This window comes from Mitsuokella sp. UBA4253, assembly GCF_002395285.1.
GTDB lineage: Bacteria > Bacillota > Negativicutes > Selenomonadales > Selenomonadaceae > Mitsuokella > Mitsuokella jalaludinii.
Genome location: NZ_DGWR01000015.1, coordinates 206,255 through 222,494, shown reverse-complemented (window position 1 = coordinate 222,494; position 16,240 = coordinate 206,255). Strand labels below are relative to the sequence as shown.

General features: G+C 46.6%; 17 protein-coding genes and 2 pseudogenes. 10 read left to right on the top strand and 9 right to left on the bottom strand.

The features are described 5' to 3' along the window. Positions 1 to 144: 144 nt before the first annotated feature. The 6 genes from B2X55_RS08240 to B2X55_RS08215 form a co-directional block, all read right to left on the bottom strand. Positions 145 to 303, bottom strand: coding sequence for a YvrJ family protein (locus B2X55_RS08240; RefSeq protein WP_286821682.1), 159 nt, complete (start codon positions 301 to 303; stop codon positions 145 to 147). Between the two features lie 123 nt (positions 304 to 426). Further along, a complete protein-coding gene (locus tag B2X55_RS08235) occupies positions 427 to 639 on the bottom strand; it encodes a DUF2922 domain-containing protein (RefSeq protein WP_286821681.1) in 213 nt (70 codons plus the stop codon). 106 nt (positions 640 to 745) lie between these two features. Continuing rightward, on the bottom strand, positions 746 to 970 hold the full coding sequence (locus B2X55_RS08230) for a DUF1659 domain-containing protein (RefSeq protein WP_036376625.1): 225 nt from the start codon (positions 968 to 970) through the stop codon (positions 746 to 748). A gap of 191 nt (positions 971 to 1,161) precedes the next feature. Continuing rightward, positions 1,162 to 1,782: an N-acetylmuramoyl-L-alanine amidase family protein gene (locus B2X55_RS08225; protein ID WP_286821680.1), complete on the bottom strand. Its 621-nt coding sequence runs from the start codon at positions 1,780 to 1,782 to the stop codon at positions 1,162 to 1,164. 101 nt (positions 1,783 to 1,883) lie between these two features. Then, the gene (locus B2X55_RS08220; RefSeq protein ID WP_286821678.1) at positions 1,884 to 2,519 is read right to left on the bottom strand and encodes a hypothetical protein; all 636 of its coding nucleotides are present in this window, start codon (positions 2,517 to 2,519) and stop codon (positions 1,884 to 1,886) included. Continuing rightward, positions 2,476 to 2,913 carry a hypothetical protein gene (locus B2X55_RS08215; RefSeq protein ID WP_055160604.1) on the bottom strand — a complete coding sequence of 146 codons (438 nt, stop codon included), beginning with the start codon at positions 2,911 to 2,913 and terminating at the stop codon, positions 2,476 to 2,478. The genes B2X55_RS08220 and B2X55_RS08215 overlap by 44 nt, the downstream gene beginning before the upstream one ends. Before the next feature lie 798 nt (positions 2,914 to 3,711). Here B2X55_RS08215 and B2X55_RS08210 point away from each other — a divergent pair. From B2X55_RS08210 to tagD, 5 genes are read left to right on the top strand one after another with little or no spacing between them, the layout of a single operon-like run. Further along, a complete protein-coding gene (locus B2X55_RS08210; protein ID WP_286821676.1) occupies positions 3,712 to 4,764 on the top strand; it encodes a glycosyltransferase family 2 protein in 1,053 nt (350 codons plus the stop codon). A gap of 52 nt (positions 4,765 to 4,816) precedes the next feature. Beyond that, positions 4,817 to 6,268 carry a lipopolysaccharide biosynthesis protein gene (locus B2X55_RS08205; protein WP_286821675.1) on the top strand — a complete coding sequence of 484 codons (1,452 nt, stop codon included), beginning with the start codon at positions 4,817 to 4,819 and terminating at the stop codon, positions 6,266 to 6,268. A gap of 40 nt (positions 6,269 to 6,308) precedes the next feature. Then, entirely contained in the window at positions 6,309 to 7,370 is a 1,062-nt protein-coding gene (locus B2X55_RS08200) for a glycosyltransferase family 2 protein (RefSeq protein ID WP_286821673.1), read from the top strand. Between the two features lie 30 nt (positions 7,371 to 7,400). Next, entirely contained in the window at positions 7,401 to 8,540 is a 1,140-nt protein-coding gene (locus B2X55_RS08195) for a CDP-glycerol glycerophosphotransferase family protein (RefSeq protein ID WP_286821672.1), read from the top strand. Between the two features lie 40 nt (positions 8,541 to 8,580). Beyond that, on the top strand, positions 8,581 to 9,033 hold the full coding sequence (gene tagD, locus B2X55_RS08190; protein WP_286821671.1) for a glycerol-3-phosphate cytidylyltransferase: 453 nt from the start codon (positions 8,581 to 8,583) through the stop codon (positions 9,031 to 9,033). A gap of 448 nt (positions 9,034 to 9,481) precedes the next feature. On the opposite strand, the gene B2X55_RS08185 is transcribed toward tagD, so the two are convergent. Continuing rightward, a complete protein-coding gene (locus B2X55_RS08185) occupies positions 9,482 to 9,670 on the bottom strand; it encodes a hypothetical protein (protein WP_286821804.1) in 189 nt (62 codons plus the stop codon). Positions 9,671 to 9,905: 235 nt separating this feature from the next. Between B2X55_RS08185 and B2X55_RS08180 the strand changes: the two genes are divergently transcribed. From B2X55_RS08180 to B2X55_RS08165, 4 genes are all read left to right on the top strand, one after another. Beyond that, a complete protein-coding gene (locus B2X55_RS08180) occupies positions 9,906 to 10,088 on the top strand; it encodes a hypothetical protein (RefSeq protein ID WP_286821670.1) in 183 nt (60 codons plus the stop codon). Further along, positions 10,085 to 11,335 (top strand): MBOAT family O-acyltransferase, encoded by a 1,251-nt coding sequence (locus B2X55_RS08175; protein WP_286821669.1) that lies wholly within the window; start codon positions 10,085 to 10,087, stop codon positions 11,333 to 11,335. Before B2X55_RS08180 ends, B2X55_RS08175 begins: the two co-directional genes overlap by 4 nt. A gap of 12 nt (positions 11,336 to 11,347) precedes the next feature. Next, positions 11,348 to 12,706 (top strand): alginate O-acetyltransferase AlgX-related protein, encoded by a 1,359-nt coding sequence (locus B2X55_RS08170; RefSeq protein WP_286821668.1) that lies wholly within the window; start codon positions 11,348 to 11,350, stop codon positions 12,704 to 12,706. Positions 12,707 to 12,789: 83 nt separating this feature from the next. Next, positions 12,790 to 13,749, top strand: a complete 960-nt coding sequence (locus B2X55_RS08165) for a bacteriophage abortive infection AbiH family protein (protein WP_286821667.1) — start codon at positions 12,790 to 12,792, stop codon at positions 13,747 to 13,749. An 83-nt stretch (positions 13,750 to 13,832) separates the two neighbouring features. Here B2X55_RS08165 and B2X55_RS08160 read toward each other — a convergent pair. Together B2X55_RS08160 and B2X55_RS10920 are read right to left on the bottom strand one after the other, a co-directional pair. Further along, positions 13,833 to 13,994: pseudogene (locus B2X55_RS08160) on the bottom strand (IS30 family transposase); the annotation flags it as partial. A 107-nt stretch (positions 13,995 to 14,101) separates the two neighbouring features. Beyond that, positions 14,102 to 14,304, bottom strand: a pseudogene (locus B2X55_RS10920) (IS256 family transposase); the annotation flags it as partial. A gap of 496 nt (positions 14,305 to 14,800) precedes the next feature. On the opposite strand from B2X55_RS10920, the gene B2X55_RS08155 reads away from it, so the two are divergent. Next, positions 14,801 to 16,231 carry a reverse transcriptase domain-containing protein gene (locus B2X55_RS08155; protein ID WP_286821666.1) on the top strand — a complete coding sequence of 477 codons (1,431 nt, stop codon included), beginning with the start codon at positions 14,801 to 14,803 and terminating at the stop codon, positions 16,229 to 16,231. Positions 16,232 to 16,240 lie beyond the last annotated feature (9 nt).

Below are 16,240 nucleotides of genomic sequence, written 5' to 3'. Positions count from 1 at the left end.
CTCAGGACTGCGGATAAGCCGAGCGAGGTAGATCGACTGTGACCAGACTGAACGGAACCTTTCCTAATATATAGGCGCAATATATAAGTGCAAAAAGCCTCCCTGCAGATCGATGCTGCAGGGAGGCTTTTTATGGGGAGAGGGTCAGTGAATCATGTGGCGCTGCTGCTGGAGCTCTTTGACGAGCTCGCTGAGCTGGTCGGTGAAGCGGTCCATGGAGCGCTGGAAGCTGGTCAGCAGGTAGAGCGTCACGACGATGGGGAAGCCGACGCTGGAGATTGCGGTCAGCAGGTTCTGTTCCATGCGGGTCACCTTCTTTGGGGGGCGATTGCCGGGGGTGTAGCAAAGTGGGGCGATTGAGCCATGAGGCAAGGCTATGGCAGCCGGAGGAGGGGAGAGCGGCTGCTGTCAGCTGGGGGGATTGGGTCAGGCGAGCTCTTCTACGTCGACCTTGCGGATGCTGGCTCCCTTGTAGGCGACGGGGAAGGAGCCGCCAATCAGGAAGGCTTTCTTGGCGACGACGTTTTCGGCCCAGGTCTGGACGGCGGTGGCCGAGATGTCATCTTTCGGGTCGGTCAGGGAGAGCGTCTTCGTCTTGGCGTTGTCGAGCAGGAATTCGATTTCAAGCGTGCGTTTCATGGTGGTGACTCCTTTCGATGCGTGAGCGATGGTTCATCCGTTCATCCGGCCAGGGTCACGGCTGCTGCCGCGGCGGCCGGTGCAGGGGCGAGTGCGAGTCAGCTGTTCAGGCCGTGACAAGCGTTGCGTTCTCGGCGCGCTGGATGTCGCCGACGTCGTGCGACTGCAGGGCGGCGAGGCCCTGGCCGACGGCGAGCAGGTCCTCGTCGCTGATCTCCGGGTTGATGGAGCTGAACGTGCGCGTCGCGTACTTGACGGCACCGGCATCCGTCGTGCCGTTCTCCACCTTGATCTTGAGGGAAGTCGTGATGTTCGTGCGCTGCGTAGCCATGATAGTTCTCCTTTCAGGTGAGAGGGTGGGGGCCTCAGCAGGCAGCCGCGAGGCCGGGCGGCTGCCCGAGGCTCAGGAGCGTTTTCCCTTGCCTTGATTTTATTGTACGGGATTGACATGTCAAAAGCAAGGGGTATTTACAAGAAAGTTTTGACACTTAAATTGACACGTCATTGACGATTTCCTTCCTATTATATGATAGCGGGCACATACCGCCACATCGATGGTGCGGGCTCATCCTCTTCGAAAATGAGATCGCCCTCCGGCGTGATGTGGGCGCGCAGGAACTGGTCGATGGCGCTGGCGATGGCGTGGCCGAAGACGGCGGCGTGGCTGACGAGCAGCTGGAAGTCCTCCTCCGTGTCGAGGATGGCGGGCATGGCCGTGCGCCGTAGCACCGTGAAGTCGGGATTGACCTCGACGCCGCGGTTCGGGAAGCTCTTGTCGATGCGGCTGACGGCGCGCCAGAGCGTCTGTTGCACCGTCGTCGCGAGCGCGTGGCCCCACGAGTGCGTGCTGAACGCGTACGTCTCGCAGCCGCGGCCGCCGCCGGCATTGGCGTGGATCGAGACGAAGACATCGGCGGGCCAGCTGTTGGCGAGGCCCGTGACATTCGGGTAGCCCGGCGCCTCGCCGCGCAGGTTGTGGCTCTGCACGACCTTCGTCTCGTAGCCGCAGCGCTCGAGCGCGATGCGCGCATTCTCCGCGACGCGCGCGTTGATTGCCGCCTCTGTCACGCCGTGCTCGCAGTTGACCGCGCCGGGGTCCGGACGACCGCCGAGCGCGTGGCCTGGGTTGATGAAAATTCGCATGATAGACTCCTTTCTAGAGAGATGGTGGGGGATAGGGATAAAGAAAGGATGGACCTTGCACAAATTCCATCCCATCCCATCAACTATCGAATCTATGAATGCTAAAGTACCATGAGGCCGTCCGGCATCGGCCAGACCTCGTAGTGGTCCTCCCTGCGCCGCGCGGGCACATAGAGGATGTACGTCCGCGGCGTCTTGCCCTCGTCGAGGTCGAAGTCGCCGAACGCCTCCACGAGCGCCTCGTGCCAGTCCGCAAAATCCGCGAAATGGCCCGCGATGTGCGGCAGGCCATCCTCGAAGATCGCGATCGGCACGAGCTTCAGCGCCACGCCGTCCATCTTGTCTGTCGTATCGCGAGAATCCCGGGAATTTTCCGATACCTTCTTTGCCAGAGCAATCCGGACCGGGATCACCTTGCGCGGCGGCGGTGCCTCTGCCCGGGCGGCCGACTCTTTCGCCTTTGCCTCGAAGACGGCGACCTCGCCCTGCGCGTAGATGGCCTCCGACTCCGCGATGACCTTTGTCGCGCGCTCCGTGTCGATGAGGCGGTAGTGCGGTTTGCGCGCCGTGCGCTTGATGGCGAGGAAGCCCGCCTTGCAGAGCTCCTGCCGCGCCGCGATGAACGTCCCGTGCGAGATGCCGCCTGCCTTCGCGCGCAGCACCTGCTCGCGGATCACGCCGCCGCCGAGCGCCTCAATTCCCCGATACAGCTTCTGGGCATGATTCGTAAGCAACATGGTTTACCTCCTTCTGCGCTGGTGTTCCTGAGAGAAAATCCTGATAAGACTTCGTGCCCGCCAGCATCTCAGCCGGCGTCACGAGCATGTGCGGCCGCACATTGCTGACGAGGTAGTACTTGACCGTCCGCGTGCCCGGGTCATGCTCGTAGAGCAGATAGCCCGCGCTGCGGAGCTCCTCGCGCGAGCGCATGAACGCCGACCGCGAGATCCGCAGCGCCCCGGCAATTTCGTTGGCCTGGATCTTCAGGGGAAATTGCCAGAACGCGGCGTTTGCCCGGTAGAACAAGTAGTGCCAGAGCGCCTGCGCACAGGCCGAGACCGGCCGCACCGGCTGCATCTGGTGAAAGAAACGGAACTCCGTGATGAAGCCCGTCATCGCCTCTTTGGCCATCGAATCCCTCCTTCGAGTCCATGAAATGCTCCTCGCACAGACAAAAGAGCTTGCCGCCCCTCCGCAGACCGGCCTCAAGAACATAGAGCCGCCGATCTGCTACAGAGAGACAAGCAAGCTCATACGTCTTGATTGTGGTCGTGCAAAGGTGTGTTCCGCGTTTCCACGCGTTTTGTCGTGCTATGCTCCTAGTATACCGAGAGAGTGTGATTCTGTCAAGAGAAGATTGCCCACGAGACGTAGACAGGCGAAGTGTCAAACATGTGTCAACCCTTGCCAGACATGGTGCGACAGCCATTCGAGAAAAATTTTTGACACATGCGAAAAGACAGGGGGAATGGGCAGAATCGTGAGGAATCAAGAAGGAACAAGAAGGAAAGATGCCGCTGCCGAAGGACGGAAAGATGCGGGGCATGCGAGCGACGGGACCACGCGACAGTCACCATCGATTGCCAGGAGGGACGCCGTACTACGTTACTTTTCTTTCTCTTTGCTTGAGCTACGTCTTAGGAGCGCCCGGAAGCCAGCCGCGCCAACGCCTGACGGCTATCCACAGTGCCTGAGCAGAACACAGAGCGGACACAGAACGCGCACAACCTGACACATAAAGCGGAGCACTCCCTATATTTATCCACAGCCACATGGTAGATATCCACATGTTGTCCACAGGATATCCACAAGAGCCGACCTTTTTTATGGCGTCGGTTGTCATGCATCAGCGTTTGGCGTATAATAATTATATTATGTTTTAGAGTTACGATTAAATGAGATGGATTGTGTCTGTGGGGAGAAGTGAGAATGGGGATTTTATCGCAAAGTAGTTGGTATGGGGAAAATTCCAGCACAGGTCAGCATCAGCGAGAACTGCTGATTAGTGTCATCGTTCCCATCTACAAGGTGGAAGCGTATTTGGACCGATGTGTTCAATCCATCGTGGATCAAACCTATGCGAATCTTGAAATCCTGCTAGTGGATGATGGATCGCCGGACCGTTGCCCCGAAATTTGTGACGCATGGTCCCAGCGTGACCCAAGGATTCGCGTCATCCATAAGAAGAATGGCGGACTTTCAGATGCGCGGAATGTTGGCATTGACGCGGCAAAGGGAGACTGGCTGGCTTTTGTTGACAGCGATGATTATATCATGCCGCAGATGTATCAAAGGCTCTTGTCGGCTTGTCTTGAACATCAAGCGGACGTAGCGGTATCCTCGTATTTTCTTGATTATGGAACCCGAAAAGAATCACTGAAGTCGACGATGCTACACCATCCGCATGTATTTTCCCGTGACGATTTGATGACCTATTTTTTTCGGGTTCATCCAGTGGAACTGGTCGTGGCCTGGAATAAACTGTATCGGCGAAACCTGTTTTTTGATTGTCAGAAAATCCGTTATCCTGTAGGTCGCCTGCATGAAGATGAATTCACATCGTACAAGCTCTTTCATGCAGCAAATCGAATTGTATGGTTGCCGGATGAATTATACGCGTATGTCCAGCGCGACGGGAGCATCATGGCAAATTATAGCGTCCGCAATTTAAGAGATATAATCGCCTGCGCCAAGGATTCCTTTTCGTGGTCAGCAAACGTTGCTCCACAGTGGCGTAAAGCCGTAGAATGTGATGCATTCCGCATCTATCTAGGGACGGTTCAGGTCTGTCATCAAAAGCTGGAACGACAGGATTATGAGGAGCTTCTTCATGAGTGGGAGTCATTCTTACAGGCGCACATCCATGCGTACTTCAGGAACCCATATGTAACCACTAAGGATCGTATGAAGTATATCCTGTATCGGCTCCATTTTTTCTTTTTTATTCAGGCGTTCCGCCAGAAGTGTTTTCCACAGCAATGATGCGATAATACAGATATATCCGAATTCATGATGCATAGGAGTGGTTTAGATTATGATGTCTCGGGACGAAGTGGCTTCTGCCGCTTGGCGTGGGATGGTTTGGCGGTTCTTGGAGCGATGTTCGTCTCAGGTTGTCAGCTTTGTGGTATCGGTCATATTGGCAAGGCTGCTTCTGCCGGAAGAGTACGGCATTATCGCCATGACGATGATCTTTATCGCCTTGTCGGAGGTTTTTATCACCAGCGGATTGGGCTCTGCACTGATCCAGAAATCGAGTTACGATGAAGAGTCGTTCTCGACCATGTTCTGGGCCAGTGTCGTCTTCTCGCTTCTCTTGTACGGCCTTCTCTTCCTCTTGGCCCCGTACATCGCCTTTTTGATGCACACCCCTGAGCTCGTGCCCGTCTTGCGCGTCTTGGGCTTGCGCCTGCCGATTTCAGCCATGAATTCCATCCAACAGGCCTATGTCTCACAGCAGATGATTTTCAAGAAGTTCTTCTTCTCGACGCTGAGCGGCACGATATCATCCGGTGTTGTCGGCCTGGTGATGGCCTATTCCGGCTATGGTGTATGGGCCTTGGTCGGTCAGAACATTGTCATGGTTATCGTGAATACCGCAGCACTTCATTTCCTGATCCCCTGGCGGCCGACGCTCTTCTTCAGCAAGCGCGTGTTCCAATCCCTGTATGGATTCAGCTGGCGGATCATGTTGACAAGCTTTATTGGGACTTTTTTTGAGCAATTACGTAGCTTCTTGATTGGCCGGTATTACAAGACTGCTGATTTAGCTTTTGCTAATCGAGGAGAGCAGTTTCCTTTAGTCTTGGCAGGAAATATTTCAACAACAGTTCAGAGTGTGTTGTTTCCGGCTTTTTCTCATTTACAGCAGGATAAACATGCAGTACGTGAAGCTGTGCGAAAATCTTTGATGATAGGAAGTTTTCTGGTAGTTGGTATAATGGCGATTTTAGCTGGTTTAGCAGAAAATCTTATCATAGTTTTGTTAACAGATAAATGGATTTCTGCAGTTCCATATCTTCAATGGTCATGTCTTGGTCAATGCTTTGCTATTTTAGGAATGATTAATCTACAAACGATATCAGCACTAGGCCGTGCAGATATTTCCCTAAAGTTGGAATTCATCAAGAAACCATTCTGGTTCTTGATTTTGATGATTGGTGTCATGATTAGTCCTTTAGCTATTATTGCAGGAAATGCTTTGTATGGAATTATTGCGTTTTGTATTAATGCTTTTCCTAATAAAAGGTTATTGAATTATGGTGTTAAACAACAGGTTTTAGATGTTATTTATCCTTTCCTTTTAGCTGGAACTATATTCGTTTTGTTGCATTTTCTTCAGAATATGATACCATGCAGTTGGATTTCTTTGCTTTTGGAAGGCTTAATCAGTTTTGCCCTCTATTTAGGCTTAGCGAAGTTATTTCATATACAGGGTGCAGAATATTTACAGAGAACTGTATTGGCAAAACTAAAATCAAGATAATTGAAATTGATATCTTAATTGATAGGGGAGCGATGTTATAGTGATCAGCCTGATTACGACCGTGTACAACACGCCGATAGACGACTTGAAGCGATGTTTTCTTAGCATCCAGAATCAGACCTACCGTGACTTTGAAGTCATTGTCGTCGATGACGGGAGTGCCCGGGAAGTTGCTTCGTTCTTGGATGATATTTCTGCTGAGTCCAAAGAGCGTTTTTCCGTGTACCATATCGCTAATCATGGTGTTTCTTATGCGCGTAATCTCGGCATGGATCATGCGCAAGGTGATTATATCGCGTTCTGCGATGCAGATGATGAGCTCACCGCTAACTTCCTGGAGAGTAGCCTGGAATATGTAAAAACATATAATCTAGATATGATTTCGGGGGGGGTAGTCAAGTATCGAGATCATGAGGAAATCTGTGCTTGCAAACCGCCTGAGCATGCGATCTGGCTCTATACCGATACGCTGCCACTCTTGGATTACGCCTTGTCTGGCTACGCGCAGGCAGACCACCGAGAATTCGGGAATATCCTGATGGCGCGCGTCTATCCGAAACTCTATCGGGCAGAGATTGCCAAGCGCGTCCGCTTTCTTGAGGATATCCGCATGAGCGAGGACAACCTTTATTCCTTTGCCGTATTCTCAATCTGCAGCCGCGTAGGACTTACGAATGAGTGTTGGTATATCTACCACCAGAATGAGTATTCTCTGACGCATAACAATGACGGCATCTTGAGCCATCGCCAGGCTGAACAGCATGACTTCGCCATGCAAGTATTGAAGGAGAAACAGACAGCCGCTTCAGCGTTGGAGAATGCCTACAACGTGAGATTATTCCATATCTTCCTCAACTACCTCAGCACAATGCTTGACTCCCTGTCCAATCTCCCTGCTTTGTTCCATATGCGCCAGACACCGTGGGGCAGAGCAATCCAGCAAGCAGATTTCAGCCACTATCTTTGCGTCAGTAGCAGTGATAGAACGTATAGCCGCATCGTGAAAAGGCCGATTCTCTTCATGGGTTATTATCTCTATCGGTATTCACGCCATTGTCTCGGTACCTATAAACGCAAAGTTAAAAAGCACTTCAATAAGTAAATTGACGAATGATGGAGATGAGAACAGCAGATGCTTCACCTAGCAAAACAAACTGTAAAAAAGATATTGATGTATTTCTTTTCTAAATTCCCTGTGCAGAAAAAGGTCGTGTTTATAAATTTTAATGGCCGTGGATTTGGATGTAACCCCAAATATATTGCTCTCGAATTGATAAAACAGAATGAAGATGTTGAACTTGTATGGTTAGTTAAAGATATACATTCACCTATGCCAAATGAGATTCATAAGACACGCTGGATAAGTTTACGCGCCTTATATGACTTAGCAACAGCTAAGGTAATTATAACGAATGTAAAGAATAGCTTGCCGTTTTACAAGCGTAGTATGCAATATTTTATCCAGACATGGCACGGATCAAATGCCTATAAATCAGTTGAGGCAGAGACGGAAGAAACTCTTTCTAAAGAATATGTAGAAGCAAGTAAGTATAATTCATCAATTACAGATTTGTTTATCTCAGATGGGCCCAAAACCTCTGAATGGTATAGAAAATCTTTTTGGTGTACTTGTGATATTCTAGAGTCAGGAATGCCAAGAAATGATATTTTTCAAAATGGTACATCCAATCAAAAAGCAGAAATTCGTGCTAAGTTCCATTTAAGCTTAAAAGATAAAATCGTTTTATATGCACCTACATTCCGTGATGATGGGAGTATGGATGGATATAATATTGATTTCCATGGTGTTTTGCAAGCCTTAAAAAAATGTTTTAGAGGTGATTGGTATCTTTTATTGCGCTTACATCCGAATGTAATGACGCATGTAGAAATACCAAGTAACTTAGCAAATCAGATAAAAGATGCGTCTTCATATCCTGATGCACAAGAACTTCTTTTTGCAGCAGATGTTCTGATTACTGATTATTCTAGTGTATGCAATGATTTTCTTATGATGGATAAACCGGTATTCTTGTATACTTCTGATTTAGAAAAATATAATTCAAGTGATCGTAAGCTGAAAAAAACCTACTCTGATTTACCAATGAAAAAGAATAAAACAAACGAAGAATTAATAAATTCGATTGATTCTTTTCGTTATGATGCTTATAAAAATGCAATTGCTATATACAAGAAAGAATATTTTGGAATTGTTGACGGCCATGCTTCTGAGCGTGTGGTAAATAGAATTATTTCTATATTGAATAAATGATGTATTGACATAGTTTACATGATATGCTGGAGGAGATAAAATGAAACGTGTAATTACTTATGGAACCTTTGATTTATTGCATTATGGCCATATTAATTTACTCAGGAATGCTAAAGCGTTAGGAGATTATTTAATTGTAGCCTTATCTACTGATGAATTTAATTGGAATCAAAAGCATAAAAAAACATATTTTTCATATAAGCAGAGAAAACAGTTGTTAGAAGCAATCCGATATGTTGATTTAGTCATCCCTGAAGAGAATTGGGAACAAAAGAAAACCGATGCACATAAATATCAAATTGATATCTTTACAATCGGTGATGATTGGAAAGGAAAGTTTGACTTCTTAAAAAAAGAGGGTGTGGATGTTGTTTATCTTCCACGTACACCAGAAATCAGTTCTTCGCAGATAAAAGCTGATTTGAGCAAAAAAAGTATTTCTGGTAAAACATGCCTTTCTCATTCAGATATTGATACAAATCCTACTGACTAAATTATTGATTATGATTTACAAAAAGTAAATGTACTGTATTCGAAAGACAGTACATTTATAATGTTTAAGTCGCTTGCTCATTGTCCCAGGTTAACATCTGCAAGGCCTTGAGCAATGCGCCTGAATTTATGCTACTTTAGATTTTTGACACCAAAGTGGTGAAAAATACACCTTTGAGTGCCTGCTGTTTCAGCGCATGATACAGATTCTTACTACATCCACATAACATGATTTTCATGTGTGTATGCCCAGCATTCGTTCAACATGTGTCCAATGCTAGTATTTGTGTAAGTCTTGTAACATAAACATTTTGAACCTGAGATTATGAAACATTAAATTCTTTTTATCTGATAATCAAAATTCTTTCGCTTTGAATGTCGGTCTCTACGTGGCTGGTAGTGTCAAGATTCTTTCGCAAATTCATTTCATCCGCCAGTAAATATCGGCATCAAATGTATGGATTTTCCTCGTCAGCTGGCTGCTCAATTTTCATCTTGAATAGATGGTCCATGTCCATATAGCGCTTCGAGTCCCATTCTGAGGCGGCAACATGGCGAAGTCTGGCACAGACGAGCATCAGCGCACTGTTGCCGTCAGGAAATAGATCCTCGTTAAGTTGTATAATGTTACCAGACATGGTCTATTGCCTCCTTACGAATTTGGTGTGGTAACTTAATTGTACTAGCAGCAATAGACTATGTCTGTTTTTTATGAAATTGAATTTGCGAAATATATTTTACCTTATCAGGCACGGGTCAAGCAGTGGATCCGTAAAGTGCCAGGAACGGTTGCATTAGTCCATCTGATAGAAAGTAAACGGTAAATATGGTTCCTCCCTTACAAATGTCTTGCGGGGGGGGGACTTTTTTGCTATGATAGGAAGAGTTATTCAAGTTAAGATTGGAGGACTCTTCCTTGCTTTTTTCATCGACGGTATTTTTGTTTCTATTTTTGCCGCTCGTGGTACTGATCTACTACAATCCGTTCGTCAAGTCACGGCGATTCCGCAATTACTTTCTGCTTCTGGCCAGCTTGGGCTTCTACGCCTGGGGTGAGCCAGTGGCTGATGGTCCTGTCCATTGTTGTGGGCTGGTACATCGGCCTGCGTATCGAGAGGGCGGATACGGCTGCAGACAAGCGACGTGCACTGACGATTGGCGTTGTGTTCCATGTCGGTCTGCTCTTTGTATTCAAGTACTTGACCTTCGTGGCTTCCCAGCTCGGTCTCTTGCTGCATCATGACTTCTCGGTCATCTCCATCACTTTGCCAATCGGCATTTCGTTTTTCACCTTTCAGCTCTTATCGTATCTTTTCGATATCTACTACGGCAAGGCGCGGGCACAGCGCAGTGTGCTGGCGGTGGGACTCTACATCGCGCTATTTCCGCAGCTCATCGCGGGGCCAATCGTGCGGTATGATCTCATCGCGGAGCAGATTGCGCATCGCCGTGAGAACATGACAGACTTTGCGGCTGGCATGATGCGCTTCATCTATGGATTGGGCAAGAAGGTCCTGATCGCGAATTATGTCGCACAGGTGGCCGATGATATCTTCGATTCAGGGGTGCCGCTCTCGACGGCGACAGCCTGGCTCGGTGTGCTGGCCTATACCCTGCAGATTTACTTTGATTTCTCGGGTTACAGCGATATGGCCATCGGTCTGGGGCGGATGTTCGGCTTCCGCTTTGCAGAGAACTTTAATTATCCGTATATCTCGCGCAGTGCGACGGAATTCTGGCGACGTTGGCATATCTCGCTCGGTTCCTGGTTCCGCGATTATGTCTATATCCCATTGGGCGGCAACCGTGTCTCGAAACTGCGCTGGGTCGGCAATCTCTTTGTCGTCTGGGCGCTCACTGGCATCTGGCATGGTGCGAACTGGACGTTCCTTTGCTGGGGTCTGTTCTATTTTGTCCTGCTACTCGTGGAAAAGCTGACGCACTTCCCCGAAGAGCTCGGCCCCTTGGCGCATGTCTATGCGCTACTGGCAATAATGTGCGGCTGGACACTCTTTCGCGCGAAGGACCTGGCCTCGGCTGGCCAGTATCTCGCCGCGATGTTTGGTCAGGCTCCTGCGGGGCTCATCGATGCGACGTTCTGGATTTATCTGACGGGCAGCGTCTCGGTCCTTGTGCTCGGGTGTTTGCTGTCCGCGCCATTATGGCCAGCCGTGCAGCAACGTTTTGCGCAGGGAAGTATCTTCCAATACGGAGAGCCAATCTGGGCTGCTGGCGTGTTCCTGCTGGCGACGCTCGTCTGCATCAGTGCGAGCTATAATCCGTTCATCTACTTTAATTTTTAAGGAGGCAGGGACATGAACGCTGAAAAATGGAGACAGAAGGTCATGCTTACCTGCTTTGCGGTGCTGATCCTTGCGATGGGGACGGTGTTCATCCGCTTGGGCACAGCTCAGTTGCTCATCAAGCGCTTGCATCAGGACAACGTGGTCACGCGGCTGGTCTTCCAGGATGCCCCAGATATACGCTTGCGCGATCAGGCAAAGCCGGAGAAGAAAATCGATTGGGTAAAGGCATATCCTTTTGCAGAAGAGGGACACCAGTCTGTATTTTCGCGTGCGTTGGCCAAGTCACGCGTATTGGAGTCGCACGTGACGAAGGGGGCTGAGACGAAGGTTGAGGATTGGACGACAAAGCGTTTTTGGCAGTATCCTGCGCTTGTGGAGGGTGGTCGTCACTATGAGAATGCAATCGGCTGGCAGGTCGTGAATCCCTCGCAACAGATAGCGAAGCTGGACGATGGAAGCCTGACCTTTGCTTATCCGCGCTCTGCACAACAGGAGCGCATTGATGCGGTGGTGAAGCTGGCTGACTTTGCGACAGAGCAGGGAGTGCACTTACTCTTTGTCCAGGCACCATTCAAGGTCGATGCATACGGCGATGATGATGTGAATGGCAAGCTGGACTTTTCAAATCAGAATGCGGATGAATTGCTCAGTGGGCTGCGCCAGAATGGCATTGAGGTGATGGACCTGCGGGAGAACTTCCATGAAGTTGCGCCAACATCGGAAGCATATCATCGCTTCTTCTATCGAACTGATCATCACTGGCGTCCACAGGCGGCACTGCTTGCCACGGATCTTCTGGCCCAACGCCTGGAATCAGAAGGCATTCCGATGACGCGGGCGGCCTATGCACCTGAACGGTATCGGGTGGAAACGCATCCCGCCTTTTTCCTCGGTAGCCAGGGAAAGAAAGTGACACTGGTCAAAACAGAGCCAGATGACTTCGATGTCGTCACGCCAAACTTCCCTGTAAAGCTGCATGTAGAAATGCCTTCTCTCGATGTTAATGCGACGGGCGGTTTCGACTTATTGCTCGACCCGCGTCAGATTGAGCGTCAGGATTATTACAATCTGAATCCATATGCGTTCTATGGGCATGGAGATTTGCCGTTGCTTCGCATCGAGAACCAGAATCAGCCCGATAGTGGAAAGCGAATCCTGATTCTCCGCGATTCCTATTGCGATACACTTATCCCATATCTTGCCCTCGGCTGCCGCCAGATTACAGCCCTCGACCTGCGTCATTTCACCGGCAGCGTCGAGACATTTATCCGAGAAGAGAAGCCCGATATCATCGTGGTTATGTATACAGCAGCCTATTCAGGGAAGATTGATTGGGTGGGGCACAAGGATAAGTTTGACTTCCGTTGAAGCATCCTTGATCTATTGATTTTCACTTTATACCACTAACATACCGACGTATATTGTTTTGCCTGAGGAGGTAACTTGTTGAAGTGAGGAGACAGAATCAACTTTTCATTATAGGAAATGGCTTCGATCGTGCACATGGACTACCAACAGGGTATGAAGATTTTTATCGATATTTGACTAGAAAAGATGCATCTCCGGATGAACGGTCGTTACTTTATGATATTCGTGAGCATATTGGCGATGCATTCGACGAAAAGGGTAAGTTTCTATGGAATGAATTTGAGACACTTTTAGGAAAAGCTGATTTCCAACAAGATATAATGTCCTCTGATGAGTATGCTTATGATTGCAGCAATGAGGATACCGATAAAGATCCGGACTATTATTCTTATCAAAATATAGTGCCATTACAAGCCTTAAATAATTCGGAGAACATGTTGCTAGAGATATTTCACAGATGGATCAATACAATAGATGTTTATCAAGCAAAACCTATGTTATCTTTTCAACAATATATAAATCAGGGATATAGCCGTTTTTTCACTTTCAATTACACTGAAACATTAGAGAAATTATATGGCTGTTACAACGTGGAGCATATCCATGGAATAGCAGGTGATGGTACAGTATTAGTCGGTCATGGTGAGGATTTAAAACCAGAAGATGAAGAGCATGATATGTCAGAGTGCCCTTTTGTTAGTACTGGCACAATGGATGATATTGAAAAATATCTTAATCTTTTAAATGTGCCGAACAAGCTATACAATGCGTGGCGAAAAGATGTTACGGGAAATATAGCAAAACATCAGAAGTATTTTGAGTCACTGAACAACATAAATGTGATTTATTCATTTGGATTTTCATATAATAAAATAGACTCTCCATATATAGGAGAAATTATACGACATCTTGATTATAGTCGCAATGTTAGATGGCTATTAAACTCATTTGATAGAAGTAAATTTAACGATTATAGTAAATGCATACGGTCTTTTGGATTCAAAGGAAAAATCGGTGAATTTTGCTGTAAAGCCAATGCTTAGTTGCGTAGCTTGTAGGCATTGCAGATCCGCAGGATTTGACCGATTAGGTACTACTGATTATCAGATTTAAAAGGGGCGAATTGTCAAGCTAAGTGCAACACCTTTGAGAAATAGACCTCATATGGTGTTTTGTAGCCAAGGCACTTCCTGGGGCGCAGGTTCAACTCATGGTACTTTCGTTGGATGTAATCCTCTGGCATATCCGTGATGTCTTTGCCTTTCGGGAAGAACTCCCGTAAAAGGCCCATGCCTTTCCTTGCTTGCCCACCACAGTATCCGCTTCCCAGTGGCCACGGACGGAACGGTTCGCTGCACTCTAGGAGCTGTTGCACTTAGATTGTAAATCCATCAGTTAATCTTCTAGTAGTCTTTGCTCCAGTTCTATCTGGCAGAGATGGTCCATATGAAGATACTGTTTTGTACCCCATTCAGATGCAGCAACGTACTGCAATCTAGCGCAGACTAGCATCAATGCGCTGTCCCTCCAATTGCTCGGGTACGGCGCTTAATCGCGCGATTTACATGTTTGTTCAGATTGTTGGTGAGGATCCGTGTCTAGGCCGGACCGATATTTATTGTCTCCTTTTGATTTTGTGTGGCAACTTAATTCTACTAGTGGCAATAGAACATGTCTATATTTTTAGGAATTTGCGAAATATATTATACGTCATCTTTGAAGAGTAGTGAAGTTCTTGCCATCTATGCGATGATCTGCTATAATATACTTGTCTTAGACGATTAGGCCTAAGAGAACGAGATGTTTGTCAAGCGTTGTTTGACCGGTGTAGTAAGATCATGAAGCTTCATGCTCTCACTACACCTCAGAACTAGCAATACTGCTAGCACAGCAACGCACATCGAAAGATTCATTGTGATTACCATGGTGATATCAACGGTGTACATTTGGCTCACCTCTAGGATTATCATAGCATAATTCGGGATAGTTCTTTGGCAATTGCACTTTATGCACCAGAGGATAGTATACCCATCGGTTATAAGGATATTGCCACCTTGACCGATGGGTTTTATTATTTGTAAGGAGGGATGGTGTGTGGACAGAACACTGAATGATTTCCGGGGGAAGAGCGATGGTAAGGCATATGCACACTTTGGAAAGCGATGTACGCTGAAAGATGATTGGGTATGGGATTATGTAACTAATCCAAAGAATATTGCATCGCATAAGTTTTTCCCATTTATTTCATTTGAAAAGGATTACACAAAATATAGTAATCGAGAAAAGAGCCTTAAAGAAAAAACTCGTCTACTGTGTTATGCAACACATTTGGATCGATGTATCTACCAGTATTATTCCTTTTTTTTGAATGATTTATACAACAGACGCGTTAATTTGGATGGAATCAGTAATGTAGCTGTGGCATATCGAACGGATCTTCACAAGAATAATATCCATTTTGCAAAGTCAGCATTTGATTTTATAAAGAGCCATGATTCGTGTTGTATCATGGTAGGCGATTTTAAATCCTTTTTTGATTCTTTAGATCATAGGTATCTGAAAAATCGATTATGTGACGTATTAGGCGTGGACAAACTCCCTGATGATTGGTATGCTGTTTATAAGAGTATTACAAAATACGCAGAAAGTCGTATCGAAGATGTTGCTGCGTTCATTGGAAAATCGGGCTCATATGCAGGATATGAAGATATAAATAAGTTATCTCGATTAATGAGCATAAATGATTTTCATAAATTTAAGAAGTGCTCATTTCCGAACTTACGCAAAAGTGATGATGATAAGAATGCTCTTCATCCAGCAGTCGAAAAGAACAAGAAGGGTTATGGTATTCCTCAAGGATCCTCTATTAGTGCTGTTTTTGCCAATGTTTATATGCTGGAATTTGATAAAAATATACATGATTATATTCAAAAATATGATGGGTTTTATATGAGATATTGTGATGATTTTATTATCATTTTTCCCGAAACTGGAAAGGATTATTTTCTACAGAGATATACGGAAATTATGAAGTATATCGAAGGGGTTCAAAGCTTGATATTAGAAGTAAATAAAACGCAGGTTTATGAATATCGAAATCAATCTATTATGAATTGTAATCTCTATATCACTGATGAGGAAGGAGCTCAAATAAAGAAGCGGATTGATTACTTAGGATTCTCTTTTGATGGCAAGAAGATTTCGATACGTGATAAGACTCTATCAAAATATTATTATCGTATGTACCGAAAGGTAAAAGCTGCTCGATATTGGTCTATTAAGAAAAAACGTATTCAAACCAAGAGTTTGTACAATCTATATTCTGCTCATAGAAACAAGGATATATTGTCGCCGAAAGGATGTAGGGGAGATCAAAAGAATAAACATATAAGAGATAAAGGTAATTTTTTGACGTATGTAAGGCGTTCCGAAAAAGAGTTCGGTAAAAAAGAATCAATAAATCAAGGAACTTATCATCATATGACAAAGATTAAACGTGCTATCGATACCTGGAAGAATGACTAGACTTGAATC

Coding starts and splice junctions, on each gene's coding strand:
- B2X55_RS08240 (WP_286821682.1), bottom strand. CDS start 303: ATGGAACAGAACCTGCTGACCGCAATCTCCAGCGTCGGCTTCCCCATC.
- B2X55_RS08235 (WP_286821681.1), bottom strand. CDS start 639: ATGAAACGCACGCTTGAAATCGAATTCCTGCTCGACAACGCCAAGACG.
- B2X55_RS08230 (WP_036376625.1), bottom strand. CDS start 970: ATGGCTACGCAGCGCACGAACATCACGACTTCCCTCAAGATCAAGGTG.
- B2X55_RS08225 (WP_286821680.1), bottom strand. CDS start 1,782: ATGCGAATTTTCATCAACCCAGGCCACGCGCTCGGCGGTCGTCCGGAC.
- B2X55_RS08220 (WP_286821678.1), bottom strand. CDS start 2,519: ATGTTGCTTACGAATCATGCCCAGAAGCTGTATCGGGGAATTGAGGCG.
- B2X55_RS08215 (WP_055160604.1), bottom strand. CDS start 2,913: ATGGCCAAAGAGGCGATGACGGGCTTCATCACGGAGTTCCGTTTCTTT.
- B2X55_RS08210 (WP_286821676.1), top strand. CDS start 3,712: ATGGGGATTTTATCGCAAAGTAGTTGGTATGGGGAAAATTCCAGCACA.
- B2X55_RS08205 (WP_286821675.1), top strand. CDS start 4,817: ATGATGTCTCGGGACGAAGTGGCTTCTGCCGCTTGGCGTGGGATGGTT.
- B2X55_RS08195 (WP_286821672.1), top strand. CDS start 7,401: ATGCTTCACCTAGCAAAACAAACTGTAAAAAAGATATTGATGTATTTC.
- tagD (WP_286821671.1), top strand. CDS start 8,581: ATGAAACGTGTAATTACTTATGGAACCTTTGATTTATTGCATTATGGC.
- B2X55_RS08185 (WP_286821804.1), bottom strand. CDS start 9,670: ATGTCTGGTAACATTATACAACTTAACGAGGATCTATTTCCTGACGGC.
- B2X55_RS08180 (WP_286821670.1), top strand. CDS start 9,906: ATGATAGGAAGAGTTATTCAAGTTAAGATTGGAGGACTCTTCCTTGCT.
- B2X55_RS08170 (WP_286821668.1), top strand. CDS start 11,348: ATGAACGCTGAAAAATGGAGACAGAAGGTCATGCTTACCTGCTTTGCG.